Origin of the sequence: Microcoleus sp. MOSTC5, from assembly GCF_036701825.1 — a bacterium.
Taxonomy (GTDB): domain Bacteria; phylum Cyanobacteriota; class Cyanobacteriia; order Cyanobacteriales; family Microcoleaceae; genus Microcoleus; species Microcoleus asticus.
The window spans coordinates 22,453-37,741 of sequence record NZ_JAUBRK010000046.1 but is presented as its reverse complement, the minus strand read 5'-3'; the positions used below and the strand labels follow the sequence as shown (position 1 = coordinate 37,741).

Sequence of the window (15,289 nt, the reverse complement as noted above, 5' to 3'; positions counted from 1 at the left end):
TTGATTTGAAAAGTCAGATGCCAGAAGTCAGAGGGAAGTTCGGCAACGAACCAGTGTACGGGATTTAACGGATTTAAGGGATGGATGTTGAGGGAAGAAGTCAAGGGGGAAGAAGTCCGAGGGGAGAAAGAGCATTTTTCCCACTCTCCGACTCTCCCAGTCTCGCCCTCTCCCAACTCAAAATTCAAAACTCACTCACGGTCAAAAGTTCGATCGTACAAAGTCACTGGTACGGGTTGAGGAATTTTAATGTCGGCCCGGACGCACGCTACTTTAATCATCACCACAGCCCTGGTTTTTGTCCGTCCCACCTGTGCTTGTTCCGGCAGCGTCCAATAGCCGACAATAAGATGCAAAGAACCATCGTTAATGCTTGAATTATCAACTTCCGGAGTTGGTGGCGACAAAACGCCTTCGACTTCGGAAATAGCTTTAAACAAGGTTTCAATTACTAGAGAAGGTCGGTATCGCAGGCTAAAATTAAAGGCAGGTCTGTTCGCCTGTGTGGCAGGGCTGTTAGTACCCCCACAGAATTGGTAAATACGATCGCATTGGGCATGATAACTCGCTCTCCCCGAGCGCTCAGAATTTGAGTTAAACGCATCGAAATCTTTTCAACAGTACCTTCAAAGCCTTCTAAAATTATCTGATCTCCCAATTGAAACGGTTCGTGCAACAGCAGCAATATTCCCGCTAAAAATTTTTTGAAGATATCTTGGAAGGCGAAACTAATAGCTACTGAACCCAGTCCTAACAAACCGATAATATCTCCCGGACGCAAAGCCGGGAACGCAATCACGCAGACGATCGAACTTTCAGCCCCCCCAGTGAGAGTGTCAAATAATTCAAGAACGCCACGCTAACACAAAAGATTGAGATCGCTCGCCCGACAGGAATGTTTGACTCTCGCTGTGCGGGTGACTCCATAGACTCGCTCGCTAATCGATCGAACACAATCAAAATTTAAGATTAGCCTCGCCGCCCCCGATCGAGTAAAATCACAGCACTTGCCCGCCGATGGCTTAATCTGCTAAAACTAACAAAGTTTGATGATTTCTCAGAAATAACATACATGGTTGCTACATCCGTCAAGATTAAACACGAAGTCAAAGACTTGTCCCTCGCCCCCTTGGGAAAGCAACGCATCGAGTGGGCCGGCCGGGAAATGCCCGTTTTGCGGCAAATTCAAGAACGCTTCGCTAAAGAAAAGCCTTTCGCTGGCATTCGCTTGGCTGCTTGCTGCCACGTAACCACAGAAACCGCTCATTTGGCAATCGCCATCAAACTCGGCGGTGGCGACGCCGTACTGATCGCCAGCAACCCCTTGAGCACTCAAGATGACGTAGCGGCTTGCTTAGTTCAAGACTACGGCATTTCCGTCTTCGCCCTCAAAGGAGAAGACGCGGCTACCTACGAACGTCACGTCTACACAGCCCTAGACCACCGCCCCAATATTATCATCGACGACGGCAGCGACGTGGTAGCTGCCCTGATCCAGCACCGCCCGAACCAAATTTCCGACTTAATCGGAACTACCGAAGAAACTACCACAGGCATCGTGCGCCTGCGAGCAATGTTGAAAGACGGTGTGCTGACTTTCCCCGCAATGAACGTCAACGACGCCGACACCAAGCACTTTTTCGACAACCGCTACGGCACCGGTCAATCTACCCTAGACGGCATTATCCGCGCTACCAATATTTTGTTAGCCGGTAAAAATATTGTGGTTGCAGGTTACGGTTGGTGCGGCAAAGGCACGGCACTGCGCGCCCGCGGCATGGGCGCTAACGTAATTGTCACCGAAATCGATCCGATTCGGGCGATCGAAGCAGTGATGGACGGTTTCCGCGTCATGCCGATGGACGAAGCAGCAACAGTCGGAGATATATTCATTACCGTTACCGGCAACAAACACGTCATTCGTGCCGAACATTTCGAGACAATGAAAGACGGCGCAATTGTTTGCAATTCCGGTCACTTCGACATTGAAATTGACCTCAAATCCCTCGGCGAAAAAAGCACCGACGTGAAAACAGTCCGGTCTTTCACTCAAGAATATCACCTCAATAATGGCAAGTCGATTATTGTGTTGGGCGAAGGCCGTTTGATCAACTTGGCAGCAGCCGAAGGACACCCCAGCGCCGTCATGGATATGAGCTTTGCTAACCAAGCTTTAGCCTGCGAATATCTGGTTACGAACAAAGGCAAACTAGAGCCTGGTATTCACTCAATCCCCGTGGAAGTTGACAAAGAAATTGCCCGTCTCAAATTGGAAGCAATGGGTATTCACATTGATACCTTGACTGCCGATCAAATTGAGTACACCAACTCTTGGACTTCGGGCACTTAATCATCGCTCGATCGATCCCCACCGTAGGGACACGGCAATGCCGTCTCCCTACTTCATAAACTTTCTTCTTCCAACTTCGGCATTCGGTCTTCCTGACATCCGTTACATAATCCGTTGCCGAACTTCCTTCTGCTATACCTATTACCAATTATTAAATCAAAATGGTTGAATGGATAACTAACACAATGCAGTCGATGGGTTATCTCGGAATTGGCCTGTTGATGTTTTTGGAAAACCTTTTCCCCCCCATACCCTCAGAATTGATTATGCCTCTGGCAGGATTCACGGTATTCAAGGGCGGAATGGAGTTTTCACCGGCGATCGCAGCAGGGGTAATCGGTACAGTTCTGGGGGCGATTCCTTGGTACTATGCGGGTAAATTATTGAGCGAAGAACGCTTGAGGAATTTAGCCGACAAATACGGCAAATGGATCACTGTATCGGGCGCCGATATTGACAAAGCGAATAGATGGTTTAACAGACACGGCAACAAAGCCGTGTTTTTGTGTCGCCTCGTACCGGGAGTTCGCACCCTGATTTCCCTGCCCGCTGGCATCAACAATATGCGTTTAATTCCTTTTTTACTTTACTCAACAGCCGGCACTCTTTTGTGGGTGAGTTTCCTGACTTTTGCCGGATATAAACTCGGGGAAAATTATGGACTTGTCGATGATTATCTGGGCCCTGTTTCCAAAATAGTTGTGGTGAGTATTGTCATTTGGTTTATTTTGTGGGTTGTCAAAAAGAATATGCAGAAGGAAAAATATCGCAAATAAATGCAAATTTTGTGGAAACAATCTGCGTTGATTCGCTTTCATCTGCGGCGACAATCACCATTTTGACCCCGCCCAAAAACGAAGACAAGTTTCCTACAGGATTCGTGAGCGACCCCAAATTTTAGACCCTGGTTCAAAATCCCAGATGAATCTGTGAAGTAAATCTAAAATCTAAAATCTAAAATCTAAAATCCACTTTGACCCATCTCAAAAACGAAGACAAGTTTCCTACAGGATTCGTGAGCGGCCCCAAGTTTTAGACCCGACTTCAAGCTCCCAGATGAATCTGTGGAGTAAATCTAAAATCTAAAATCTAAAATCTAAAATCCACTGACTCGCTTCTAGCATCTTCCCAACTTTAGGGCTGAAAGATAGAGAGGCATATTTGATAGAAACTTCTGCTATATTTGCTACGTTTTTAAAGTTACTTTTAAATTTACGCTCGCCCAAAAGTCACAGTGACGGCCAGCCCATCGCCCAAAAATCCAACTTAAATTTATACAAATATTTAGGCGTGTTTGAGGTTTAGGCAGATAATCGTGGCAAAATAGGGAGCATTGCTATCCGCGCTGTTAAGATATGTACGAAAAGATTGTAGCCCCGACAACTGGTTCTAAAATTACTTTCAAAGACGGTTCGCCGATCGTCCCCGATGACCCGATTATTCCCTTCATTCGCGGTGACGGTACGGGTGTGGACTTGTGGCCAGCATCCCAGAAAGTCATGGATGCTGCGGTAGAAACAGCTTACGGCGGCAAGCGGAAAATTAACTGGTTCAAAATATATGTAGGCGACGAAGCTTGCGATGTCTACGGCACTTACCAATATTTGCCGCAGGATTCCTTAGACGCCATCAAAGAGTACGGAGTCGCCATCAAAGGGCCGCTGACAACCCCAATTGGAGGCGGCATTCGATCGCTAAACGTAGCTTTGCGGCAAATCTTTGACCTTTACGCCTGCGTGCGACCCTGCAAATATTATGCTGGAACACCATCGCTGCACAAAACTCCTGAACTGCTAGACGTAATTATTTACCGGGAAAATACAGAAGATATTTACCTGGGAATTGAATGGCCCAAAGGCAGCGAAATCGGCAAAAAATTGATTGAATTCCTCAATAATGAGTTGATTCCGGCAACACCCGAACACGGCAAAAAACAAATTCGCCTCGATTCAGGAATAGGAATTAAACCAATTAGCAAAAGCGGTTCTCAACGTTTAGTGCGGCGCGCCATCGCCCACGCTTTGCGGTTGCCTAAAGACAAGCAGCAAGTGACTTTGGTGCACAAAGGCAACATCATGAAATACACCGAAGGAGCTTTCCGAGATTGGGGTTACGAACTGGCAACCACCGAATATCGCGCTCAGTGCGTGACTGAAAGAGAGTCTTGGGTTCTCGACAACAAAGAACAAAATCCCGACATTAGCTTGGAAGACAATGCCCGCCTAATAGATCCGGGATACGATGCTTTGACTCCAGAAAAACAAGCTAGAATTCGTCAAGAAGTTGCCGACGTTTTGTTTGCAATTTGGGCCAGTCACGGCAGCGGTCAGTGGAAAGAAAAGATTATGGTCAACGACCGAATTGCTGACAGTATTTTCCAACAAATTCAAACTCGACCGGGCGAATATTCGATTTTGGCGACGATGAATTTGAACGGGGATTATTTGTCCGATGCGGCGGCAGCAATTGTCGGCGGATTGGGCATGGGGCCCGGCGCGAATATTGGTGATGAATGTGCTGTTTTCGAGGCAACTCACGGCACTGCACCGAAACACGCGGGTTTGGATAAAGTCAATCCCGGTTCCCTGATTTTGTCCGGGGTGATGATGTTAGAATACATGGGATGGCAAGAAGCCGCAGATTTGATTAAGAAGGGTTTGGGAGCGGCAATTTCTAACGGTGAAGTTACTTACGATTTGGCGAGGTTGATGGAGCCGCCGGTGCCTGAGTTGAAGTGTTCGGAGTTTGCTGAGGCGATTATTAAGCATTTCGCCGATTGAGTTTGTGGGCTTTTTTTGAACGGGCTAGAAGCCCGTTCCACAACCAGTAAACTTGCTTTGTGGGGTGGGCCGGACGCCCTCCCGAAAATACAATTTAGATGCGGGGTTTATAATGATGGAACAGCCATTCCGCGCTCAACGGCGGGACGCTTCTGCACGGTTTCTACCCAACGTTTAAGGTGGGGGTGGTTGTCGAGGGTTAGTCCTTGAAATTCGTAAATAGCAACCCAGGGATAGGTAGCAATGTCGGCGATCGAATAGTCGCCGCAGATGTATTCGTATTTTGCTAGTTGAGTGTCTAATACTCCGTAGATGCGCAATGTTTCTTTTTCGTAGCGCCCGATCGCATAGGGAATTTGTTCGGGTGCAAAGCGTTTGAAGTGGTTTAGCTGACCAAACATCGGGCCGACGCTGGCCATTTGAAACATCAGCCACTCCATAACTTGAAAGTATTTTTGTTTGTCGGTGGGCAGAAATCTGCCACTTTTTTCGGCAAGATAGATCAGAATAGCGCCGGACTCGAAGACGGTGATGCCGTTATCTCGATCAACTATAGCCGGAATTTTGCTGTTGGGGTTGATGGCGATGAACTCGGGGCTAAATTGGTCGTTTTTTGTGATGTCAATGACGTGCACGCTGTAGGGTAAACCTATTTCTTCGAGCATGATCGAGACTTTGCGGCCGTTTGGTGTGGTAAAAGTGTAGAGGTCGATCATAAGTTGTCCGCCTTTTCTCAAGCAAGTATAAACTATATTATAATAATTTAAGGCAAATATCTAATCATAATGGACATTATTGAAATTCTCAAAGACGATTATCAAAGATTCCCCGAAAATCAGACTTACAACATTTACGCAAAAGATGTTTATTTTGAAGACCCAGTGAATCGATTTACAGGAGTCGAACGCTACCGCAAAATGATCGGGTTTATGGGGACTGTTTTTAAACAAATTAAACTCGATTTGCACGGCATTTCCCAGTCGGGAGATACTATCGAAACTCGCTGGACTCTGAGCTGGATCGCACCGCTACCTTGGAAACCGAAAATGGCGATCGCCGGTAGGAGCGAACTTAAAGTCAACAATGACGGTTTAATCGTTTCCCACATCGATTACTGGAACTGTTCGCGGCTAGACGTGCTCAAACAACTGGTAATACCATTTTAAATTTTAGATTTTAGATTTTAGATTTTAGATGGGGAATGAGAGTAACCCCTTTGAGTAAGGTGCTTATACCGCACCCTACCGCAGGGCCCCTGTGCATCAGTTCTGTTAAATTAATTTCCGTTACATTCCGTTACAATATAAGAGTAAATTACTTTCAGGCGAGCTAAACAATCAATGCGCTTAATATTAATGACCGGAAAAGGCGGCGTCGGCAAAACATCCGTAGCCGCCGCGACAGGGCTGCGGTGTGCCGAATTAGGATACAAAACCCTAGTGCTGAGCACAGATCCTGCCCACTCCTTAGCCGACAGCTTCGACATGGAACTCGGGCACGATTCGCGGCTGGTGAAACCGAATTTGTGGGGAGCAGAATTAGACGCTCTCAGGGAATTAGAAGGCAATTGGGGAGCCGTTAAGCGCTACATTACTCAAGTCTTGCGAGCGCAGGGGCTCGAAGGGGTGCAAGCTGAAGAATTAGCCATCTTGCCAGGAATGGATGAAATCTTCGGTTTAGTGCGAATGAAGCGGCATTACGACGAAGGCGAATTTGATGTTTTAATTATCGATTCTGCTCCGACTGGCACAGCATTAAGACTGCTAAGCTTGCCGGAAGTTGGCGGCTGGTACATGAGAAAATTTTACAAGCCGCTGCAAGGGATATCAGCCGCCCTTCGACCTTTAGTTGAACCTATTTTTAGACCGATTGCGGGTTTTTCTTTGCCAGACAAAGAGGTGATGGATGCACCTTACGAATTTTACGAACAAATCGAAGCTTTGGAAAAGGTTTTAACTGACAATACTGTCACTTCGGTAAGGTTAGTTACCAATCCAGAAAAAATGGTAATTAAAGAGTCTCTGCGCGCTCATGCCTATTTGAGTTTGTACAATGTAGCCACAGATTTAGTAGTAGCTAACCGGATAATTCCCGCAGAAGTAACCGACCCATTTTTCAAAAGGTGGAAAGAAAGCCAGGAGCAGTACCGTCAGGAAATTCACTCAGATTTCATGCCGCTGCCAGTTAAGGAAGTGCCGCTTTATTCCGAAGAAATGTGCGGTTTGCCAGCTTTGGAACGGTTGAAAGAAACGCTTTACAAAGACGAAGACCCAAGTCAAGTTTATTACAAAGAAAATACGATTAAGATCGTGCAGGAAAACAATCAATATAGTCTTGAACTGTATTTGCCCGGAATTGCTAAGGATCAGATCCAGTTGAGCAAAACGGGAGATGAGTTGAATGTTCGGATTGGGAATCACCGCCGTAATTTGGTGTTGCCGCAAGCTTTAGCGGCGCTGCAACCTTCGGGGGCGAAGATGGAGGATGATTATTTGAAAATTAAGTTTGCTTGATGCTACGGGTAGGGACACGGCATTGCCGTGTCCCTACAATTAATCGGGCGGTAGTTACATCTCTCGCGAGCATTATGGCTGGGAGTCCTTGCCCGTGCTACGATTATTTTGGGGTAGGGAAACGGCATTGCCGTGTCCTCCGTTACTGCTGGCTAGACACAATTAACAGGACTCAGCACGAAGGACTTCGTTTAATGCCTCATCAATCACTGCATCGCTGACACCTCGACGCTTCAAACTTGCTACTAAGGCTGTTACTGTCTCGCTTTCAAATCGTTCTAAATCAACGCGCAAACCTTGACCGATATAAGCACGAATTAATGGCTGATAACCCGAAAAACCCAACAATGGTGCAACTTTCTTTAGATCTTCCACAACATCTTCGGGCATACGGATCGTTACGCTAGTCATTGGACGGTTGCGGTTTAATCGCTGCTTTAATGCTTCAATCTTCATACTCTGCCCTCTCCTGACGAGTTGCTTTACGTGCTGAAATAATCCGAATGACATTCTCTTCACGCTCAATGTGAACCACATACAGTAGATTCCACCGACTATCTAGCCCAATCACAGCATCACGCGCTTCCTCATTGCGGCTGGCATCAACGACAACTAGAAATGGGTCAAAGAAGCATTCAGCAGCTTGTTGAAAAGTAACCCCATCATGATTTGTGGGATTGATCCGCGCTTTTGAGTCATCCCATACAAAGGTAATGCCATTGAGCACGAAGTATACATTCATGCTCCCTAGTATAGGTAAAATGTATTTACAATGTCAATACGTTATTCACAAAAAACGATCGTTTTCAAACTACTGTCGCAGCCTGTGCTGCTTGTTGGGGCTTTTCACTGTTTCTGCATGAACGCGAACGACAGGGGTTTGTTTATTTTTTCACTCTTGAATAGCTTGTATCCGAGCCGCTCATAAAGACGAATGTTGCGGCTCTTTTGCCCCGCGAACAATTCAAAACGCTGCGCCTGCCCAAAGCAGGATTCGATGTGTATCATAGCAGACCATAACTCTTCGCGGACTCCAACGAAATGTCTGGGAGATTACGAAGCATATCATCCCATGTTTTCTGTGCTTGCAATGCTTCTATAACGACTTGAAGCGGCTCTGAGAATATGGCTGGAAAATCTGCCTCTTCGGAAAACTGAATCTTGAATGCTAATTGCTCTTGGGGCGGGGTGAACTGAGCGTTGACTCCTTCTTTGTTACCTCTTGCATCAACTCGATACCAACCAACTTCAGGTAAATGGATGGCATTGAAACCGTGCAAACTATACGGCGCACCCTTGTCATCAATACTCAACCGCTGGTAGCAAAGACCTGCTGGAATTTCATTTGCTCTTAGTAACGCTGCTAACAAGTGACTTTTCGCATAGCAATACCCTGTTTTGTGCTGAAGTACATCTGAAGCTCTACAGGTCACAGGACTCATTTGATAGTCATAACTGTGACGAATTTCATCTCGCACCCACTCAAAGCAAGCCTTAGCTATCGCCGTTGGTGTCTCATATCCCGATGCGATTTGTTTAGCAAATTCCATAATTTCAGGATGCTGCCAATCAATAACTTCACTCACTTTCAAGTATTCTTCCATGTCAACCGCTAGGAACGCTGCCTCAATTGTAAACACCTTAACAACAAATTTCAACTGTGTTCTTCGCCACTAACCTTTCCATCCTCTGTACCCTCTGCGCTCTCTGCGGTTTGTTGAATCTTTTCCCCATTAACCTCAATCTTTTTCTGCTGACGTTCCGAGGCAGCTTTTTGCAGCATTTTCAATTTTTCTGGGTCAGCATTCGATCGCCAAAACAACTTATGATCCTTAATTTTAACGCAATTTTCCTCCAAACACTTCACCCATTCCCGGTGCTTTTTAACTGCGCCACGATCTAGAATCCCTAATTTTTCTTCTTGGCGGGTGAGTTTCGCAAACTTGTCATAATGGGGATAACTAGCAGTAACAAAAGCTTCTTTTCTAACTAAAATGGGCGGATTGTACACATCAGAATAGTCTTGATAGCTGACAGAAAGGTTGCGTAAATCTATGTGCATAGCTGTGTGGAGGGCTGGATGCGGGTTAGTGTCAAAATCGGGATAAAATAAATAGGAAATTTGAGGTTTGCGAGCGTAAAATTTGATGATTGTCGCGCCGTCAAGTCTGCCAATTGTGCGGTTAGCGCAGCCTTCGTAGAGCCGGAGTAAAGGGTCTAGTTCTTCTAAAGCAGAGACGTGCACTGAAAGGGAACCGGGCTGTTTGTAGCCGATCGCACTATCTTCGCAGCAATCCGCAACAATATCAGCTTTGCCCAAACTATATAGCATTAAATCAGCCAAAGTGCAAGCTTTTTGATAATTGTCAAACAAACCTTTGATGTCGTTGCGGATTTGAGCCGGGAGTCGGCGGATTGAAGGTCGATCGCCCAAACCGTTGAGAGCGAGATATACCAGCAAATCTTGGCGGCGTTTGTCGGCGATTGTCTCCCAATCATCCGCATCCGTTGCTTGCAAAATCACCCTCCAAGCGCGATTAAAACTGTGAAATTCCTCCTTAATTGGCGATTCTTCCGCTAATTCGCCTTTAACCGGAAGGCGGCCCCGATCGCTCACAAAAGCCATCAAAGGAGCCAGCATTTCCGCATAATCCTCAAACCGCTTAACTTGCGATCGAACTCTGGGAGTTGATAAGTGCGATCGAAACCGAGAAGCACGAAAACTTTCACCCTCCGCAGCATCCCGAAACACAAAATAAATCCCCAAAGCCACAGGAATTGCATCAACACTCAAAACTTGGTCGATATAAACCTTCAACTCTTCTTGTTCGTAATACTTCTGAAAAGTATTTCGAGAAGTAATCACCCCATCCCCATAAGCAATTTGACCTCTAGCGCTATCATCAATCAAAACTTGAGCCGCTACAACTAATAAATTCTTAGTTAATCCCCAAGCATTCAGCAACGCTTCTCGGCGTTCCGCCAAAGATTCAATTACATTAATCACATAACCAATATTCACAATATCCGCACAAGTTCGCGGAGTATCCGGCTGATAGTATGGGTCCCAACCAGAAATAGCATAACCCTCTTGTGCAATATATTTAACATCGCCGCCGTAACCGCAACCGTAATCAAAAAAAGTCGTCCCATCGATTGCTAAATCAGCTTCTAAAACCAAACGCAAAGGTTTAGAAAGAGAGTGGCGTACCATCGCAGCTTTGTGTCGCTCGATTTTAGGAATTGAAAGGTCGCTATTCTCCTGTTTCAAACGCTCGACAACAGCATGATCTTGAATTTCCACACCGCAATATCCCAAATATTTGAGCCAACCCTCGCGAGTGCCGATAACGCTAGTATTGTCAAGCAGTCCCCATCCTTCCTCGCTGCGAGTGAGTCGAGAAAACTTTTCGTAATTCGGATAATCCGCAGCTACAAAAGTTTCCTTGCGGTGCAAAACCGGGGGATTTTCGCTGTTGCTGTAATCGAAATATTTAACTTCCCCTGTTTCCAGATTAATTTGGAGGCTGGTTTGCAAAGCAGGGTGAGCATCTGTATCGAAATCAGGGTAAAAAAGATAAGATATTTTAGGTTGATGGAGTGAAAATTTAACTAAAGTTGCTTCATCAATATTTTCGAGAGTGCGTCTGGCACACTTTTCGTAGATTCCGAGGACAGGGTTGAGTGCTTGCAAAGCAGAAACATGAACGTAAAAAGCCGTAGGTAATTTTTTTCCAACCTTGCTTTCCCGACAGCAGCGAGCCACTTTTGCCACAAGATTGTCAACACAAAAATCATTGATTTTGTCGGGCGGGGGCGGCACAGCCTTTACATAATCTTGCTCAGAAATAGCCTCGTTTTCATACAATAAAAGTTCCCGAGCAAACATCATCAAAGGGGTTAGCATTTCTCCATTATTTTCTAATGAATTGCTCTCTAAAATAGAGTTTTTACTGGTATCGTAATTCATAGCTAAATTAATTATTTTTTAATTAACCGCAGATAAAGCAGAGGACACAGAATGAAGGAAGACAGAAAGAATTTATTTTTTAGTCCTTGAGAAAAGGAAGATAGTTGATGTAGTGGCAATTTCAATTGCCTAATTTATGTCTTAGTCTCTTAGAGAGGGACGATAGTTGGTGTAGGAGTGGCGATTTTAATCGCCGACGTATCTCCCAACCAAAAACAGACTTAAACATTAACAAAACATTCGAGTTTCCACAAATTCTTGAACCCGGGCTAAATGACTGGACAAACTCACTAATATGTTCTCAATCTTCTCAATACTTGACAATTTCCCCCCTGATGGTTCAGATTGAATGCCTCGCGCTTGATGCTCCAATTGTGCGGCTAAATTCGACATCTGAGCAACTCCCACATTAGCCGAAGTTCCCTTGAGACGGTGTGCTTGATATTCCACAGTTTGCCAATCTTTAGCTTCTACGGCTCTTTTGGCAGCAGCCATATCAGCTTGCGCGTCTGCCACAAAAGCTTGCAAAAGTCGCTCGGGCAATTTAATATTAACTCGTCCCAGTTGCTCCAATCTGCTCTTGTCGAACAGTCCGTCGCAGTCTCTATCTTCCCAAGTTTGAAGTGCGATCGCCCTTGGTGCCGGCACAGCCACAACCTGCGCTTTTTCCAAAACTTCTGTATAACTTGTTGCTAATTGAGATTTATTTTCCGAATTAATACTTTTAACTCCATACTTATTTTCAAACTGAACATTTCGGGCTTCATACTTTTTCAGCGCCGCCGCCAAAGCATCTAAATCTACAGGTTTGCTGAGATAATCGTCCATCCCCGCCGCCAGACACTTTTCTCGTTCCCCCGGCATAGCATGAGCAGTTAAAGCCATCACAAAAGTATGCCGATCGCTTCCTTCGATTTCCCTCAACTTTTGCGCCGTTTTGTAACCGTCAAGTACGGGCATTTGACAGTCCATCAGCACTAAATCATAGCTTTTTTTTGCCAGCAAATCCAGCGCTTCTTGACCGTTGACTACGCAGTCAGCGTGATAGCCTAAAACTGCCAACTGTTCGACAAGCACTTGTTGATTGATCGGGTGGTCTTCCGCCAGCAAAATTCTCAAGGATGACGGCGAATTGGGAGTAACATATTGAGAATTAACTGCTGGCAACTTGTAAGTATTAGCAGCCTCCAACCTCCCAAACTCTCTCGTTCCCTTAACCGGTGCCAGCACAGCCTCAAGCAGGCGGCTCGGCCGCACCGGCTCGATCAAATACCCGCTAAAACCCTGACTGCAAAGCGCTTCAGCGTTCGGCTGTTCCCGCAAAGCAGTCATGGCGATTAACGAGCCCACTGTCGAGGTCGATCGCACTTCCCTAGCAAATTCCTCCGCATCCAACTCTGGCATTTGCAAGTCCACAAGCACCACATCCCAGCTTTTTTCCCCCTCCCCCGAATGTTGAGAAATCCTGCCCTGGGCTTTGTTCAACCAACTCAAAGCCTCAGCAGCAGTTTCTGCCTCGTCGCAGCGGGCACCCCAACTTTGAGCGAGCGATCGCACTGCTGCCCTCCTCAAAGCGCTTCCAGAGACTACTAACAGCTTCTTGCCCGCAAGTTCGGGCTCTTGAGGCTCAACTTGCAACTGTTTTTCCAAAGGTACAGTAAACCAAAAAGTCGAACCGCTGCCTAGCAAACTGCGAATTCCAATCTCGCCTCCCATCATCTCCACTAACTGCTTGCAAATAGCCAAACCCAAACCCGTTCCGCCGTAAGGCCTAGTAGGAGAATCGTCTACCTGAGAAAAAGATTGGAACAGCTTTGTTTGCCCTTCTGCCGAAATTCCAATGCCAGTATCCCGCACCGAAAATAGCAATCTTGCCCCTTGTCTACCGTCTGCCAGTCGGTTGCCCTGTTTCACAGTTACGTGAACTAGAACTTGACCGCGATCGGTAAATTTTATGGCATTCCCCGCCAAATTCAGCAAAACTTGCTTCAATCGGCCAGAGTCGCCCACCAACTTTCTCGGCACTGAACTGTCAACTAAAATATTCAATTCAATACTTTTTTCCTCTGCCAAATGCGCTGTCATTTCTATCACCGACTCAACGCAGCTATCCAAATCAAAATCAGCCTTTTCCAGCCGCATTTCTCCAGCTTCAATCTTAGAGAAATCGAGTATATCATTAATAACGTTTAGCAAATGTTCAGCACTGCGGTAAATAGTCTGAGCGCACTCCTGCTGTTTCGGTTCCAGAGTAGCGCGCAGCAGCAATTGAGCCATTGCCAAAACCCCATTCATCGGAGTGCGAATTTCGTGACTCATGTTCGCCAAGAATTGCGACTTCACCCGGCTGGCTTCTAAGGCAGTTTCCCGCGCTTCCACCAACTCATTAATCTTGTCGGCAACCATCACAATTCCCCCGACTTTTTCGTCGGGATCGTACCAAGGGTGAGCAGCCCACCGCAGGTACAGAACCGATCCGTCTGCTCGTTCCCAGGCATCTTCGCTCACAGACACTACCTGGCCTTTGAGCACTTCTTGATACATGGCTTTCCAGCGATTCGGCGTATCTGGAAACAATTCGTAATGGCTGAGATTATTTAGGGAGGGCAACTCCAAATTAAATTGACTAACCCATTTTTTAGAGTTAGCCATATAGCGCATTTGTGTATCGAACATCGCCATTGCTACAGGCACGCAAGTAATAATTTGTCTCAGTTGCTGCCGTTCTCTTTCCAGAGCATCTTCCGCCTGTTTGCGCTCAGTAATATCGCTAATCATACCGGCCATCCGCAGCGGTTTTCCATGATAATTCCGCTGAGCTTTTCCCTGAGAAGTGCAGTAGCGGTAAAAACCCGAAGAGTGCAGCAGGCGAAACTCTACATTATAGTCTATTTCTTGTTCCAAGTGAGCGGCGATCGCCCGGACGATGCCGTCCTTGTCCTCGGGGTGCAGGCGGTTGTAGAGAGCTTCCATAGTCCTGCCAAATTGCTCTCGCGACAAACCGATAATTTCCAAAAGGCGATCGTTCCAATAAACCTCATTTTTAGTTAAATCCCAATCCCAAATTCCGTCGTTCACTCCCTCTAAAACTAACCTGTACCGTTCCTCACTTTCCTTAAGTTTTTGGCTGGTATGAAACGCCTGAGATTCGGCGCGGTAAACGCGCATAGCATTATACAAACTGCGAGATAAACTCTCGGGAGAAAGCTTGCTTTTAGCGATATAATCAGAAGCTCCAGCCTTCATCAATTCCACAGCAATTTGTTCGTCGCCTTGACCTGTAAGCACAATTAAGGGAACTTTTAGCCCAGCTTCCCGTAGATTTTGTACCAAACTCAATCCGTCTCCGTCCGGCAATCCGTAGTCGAGGAATACGCAGTCAAATTCGCACTCAAATATCTGATTTAATAGCAGGCCGTTTTCTGTCTCCTCTACCTCGCTTAAATGTTGAGATTTATTTTGTTTGGATAGTTTCGCTGCTACCTGGGTAGAATTTTTACTTACCGAGAGTTTTGCCAGGGTATCGGCACAGTTTTCTGCTTCAATAACTTCTGCCGAAACGCCTGCCGACTTGAGCGAGCGTTTGACCGCCATCCGATCGACTGCATCGTCATCAACAATCAGAATTTTGATAAGTTTGTCCATAACAACCGAATTGTGGATTACTCCGAAAAAG

At 46.1% G+C, this 15,289-nt stretch carries 13 protein-coding genes; 5 read left to right on the top strand and 8 right to left on the bottom strand.

What is annotated here, in order from left to right:
* Positions 1-191: 191 nt before the first annotated feature.
* Together QUA54_RS23320 and QUA54_RS23315 are read right to left on the bottom strand one after the other, a co-directional pair.
* Positions 192-440, bottom strand: coding sequence for a hypothetical protein (locus QUA54_RS23320; protein WP_333416489.1), 249 nt, complete (start codon positions 438-440; stop codon positions 192-194).
* An 11-nt stretch (positions 441-451) separates the two neighbouring features.
* The gene (locus QUA54_RS23315; protein ID WP_333416488.1) at positions 452-799 is read right to left on the bottom strand and encodes a mechanosensitive ion channel domain-containing protein; all 348 of its coding nucleotides are present in this window, start codon (positions 797-799) and stop codon (positions 452-454) included.
* Positions 800-1,072: 273 nt separating this feature from the next.
* On the opposite strand from QUA54_RS23315, the gene ahcY reads away from it, so the two are divergent.
* The 3 genes from ahcY (at position 1,073) to QUA54_RS23300 (ending at position 5,130) form a co-directional block, all read left to right on the top strand.
* Positions 1,073-2,350, top strand: coding sequence for an adenosylhomocysteinase (gene ahcY / locus QUA54_RS23310; RefSeq protein WP_333416487.1), 1,278 nt, complete (start codon positions 1,073-1,075; stop codon positions 2,348-2,350).
* Positions 2,351-2,511: 161 nt separating this feature from the next.
* On the top strand, positions 2,512-3,126 hold the full coding sequence (locus tag QUA54_RS23305) for a DedA family protein (RefSeq protein ID WP_333416486.1): 615 nt from the start codon (positions 2,512-2,514) through the stop codon (positions 3,124-3,126).
* 579 nt (positions 3,127-3,705) lie between these two features.
* A complete protein-coding gene (locus tag QUA54_RS23300; RefSeq protein WP_333416485.1) occupies positions 3,706-5,130 on the top strand; it encodes an NADP-dependent isocitrate dehydrogenase in 1,425 nt (474 codons plus the stop codon).
* A gap of 107 nt (positions 5,131-5,237) precedes the next feature.
* On the opposite strand, the gene QUA54_RS23295 is transcribed toward QUA54_RS23300, so the two are convergent.
* Entirely contained in the window at positions 5,238-5,846 is a 609-nt protein-coding gene (locus tag QUA54_RS23295) for a glutathione S-transferase N-terminal domain-containing protein (protein WP_333416484.1), read from the bottom strand.
* 69 nt (positions 5,847-5,915) lie between these two features.
* Here QUA54_RS23295 and QUA54_RS23290 point away from each other — a divergent pair, with 69 nt between their 5' ends.
* Together QUA54_RS23290 and QUA54_RS23285 are read left to right on the top strand one after the other, a co-directional pair.
* Entirely contained in the window at positions 5,916-6,296 is a 381-nt protein-coding gene (locus QUA54_RS23290) for a DUF2358 domain-containing protein (protein WP_333416483.1), read from the top strand.
* 174 nt (positions 6,297-6,470) lie between these two features.
* A complete protein-coding gene (locus QUA54_RS23285; RefSeq protein ID WP_333190745.1) occupies positions 6,471-7,643 on the top strand; it encodes a TRC40/GET3/ArsA family transport-energizing ATPase in 1,173 nt (390 codons plus the stop codon).
* Between the two features lie 162 nt (positions 7,644-7,805).
* Here QUA54_RS23285 and QUA54_RS23280 read toward each other — a convergent pair whose 3' ends face one another.
* The 5 genes from QUA54_RS23280 to QUA54_RS23260 form a co-directional block, all read right to left on the bottom strand.
* Positions 7,806-8,099, bottom strand: coding sequence for a hypothetical protein (locus QUA54_RS23280; RefSeq protein ID WP_333416482.1), 294 nt, complete (start codon positions 8,097-8,099; stop codon positions 7,806-7,808).
* A complete protein-coding gene (locus QUA54_RS23275; protein WP_333416481.1) occupies positions 8,089-8,385 on the bottom strand; it encodes a BrnT family toxin in 297 nt (98 codons plus the stop codon). Before QUA54_RS23275 ends, QUA54_RS23280 begins: the two co-directional genes overlap by 11 nt.
* A gap of 262 nt (positions 8,386-8,647) precedes the next feature.
* Positions 8,648-9,301 carry a transglutaminase family protein gene (locus QUA54_RS23270; protein ID WP_333416480.1) on the bottom strand — a complete coding sequence of 218 codons (654 nt, stop codon included), beginning with the start codon at positions 9,299-9,301 and terminating at the stop codon, positions 8,648-8,650.
* On the bottom strand, positions 9,298-11,613 hold the full coding sequence (locus tag QUA54_RS23265; protein ID WP_333416479.1) for a DNA phosphorothioation-associated putative methyltransferase: 2,316 nt from the start codon (positions 11,611-11,613) through the stop codon (positions 9,298-9,300). The genes QUA54_RS23270 and QUA54_RS23265 overlap by 4 nt, the downstream gene beginning before the upstream one ends.
* Positions 11,614-11,841: 228 nt before the next feature.
* Positions 11,842-15,258, bottom strand: a complete 3,417-nt coding sequence (locus QUA54_RS23260; protein WP_333416478.1) for a response regulator — start codon at positions 15,256-15,258, stop codon at positions 11,842-11,844.
* Between the last annotated feature and the right edge of the window lie 31 nt (positions 15,259-15,289).

Coding starts and splice junctions, on each gene's coding strand:
- ahcY (WP_333416487.1), top strand. CDS start 1,073: ATGGTTGCTACATCCGTCAAGATTAAACACGAAGTCAAAGACTTGTCC.
- QUA54_RS23305 (WP_333416486.1), top strand. CDS start 2,512: ATGGTTGAATGGATAACTAACACAATGCAGTCGATGGGTTATCTCGGA.
- QUA54_RS23300 (WP_333416485.1), top strand. CDS start 3,706: ATGTACGAAAAGATTGTAGCCCCGACAACTGGTTCTAAAATTACTTTC.
- QUA54_RS23295 (WP_333416484.1), bottom strand. CDS start 5,846: ATGATCGACCTCTACACTTTTACCACACCAAACGGCCGCAAAGTCTCG.
- QUA54_RS23290 (WP_333416483.1), top strand. CDS start 5,916: ATGGACATTATTGAAATTCTCAAAGACGATTATCAAAGATTCCCCGAA.
- QUA54_RS23285 (WP_333190745.1), top strand. CDS start 6,471: ATGCGCTTAATATTAATGACCGGAAAAGGCGGCGTCGGCAAAACATCC.
- QUA54_RS23280 (WP_333416482.1), bottom strand. CDS start 8,099: ATGAAGATTGAAGCATTAAAGCAGCGATTAAACCGCAACCGTCCAATG.
- QUA54_RS23275 (WP_333416481.1), bottom strand. CDS start 8,385: ATGAATGTATACTTCGTGCTCAATGGCATTACCTTTGTATGGGATGAC.
- QUA54_RS23265 (WP_333416479.1), bottom strand. CDS start 11,613: ATGAATTACGATACCAGTAAAAACTCTATTTTAGAGAGCAATTCATTA.
- QUA54_RS23260 (WP_333416478.1), bottom strand. CDS start 15,258: ATGGACAAACTTATCAAAATTCTGATTGTTGATGACGATGCAGTCGAT.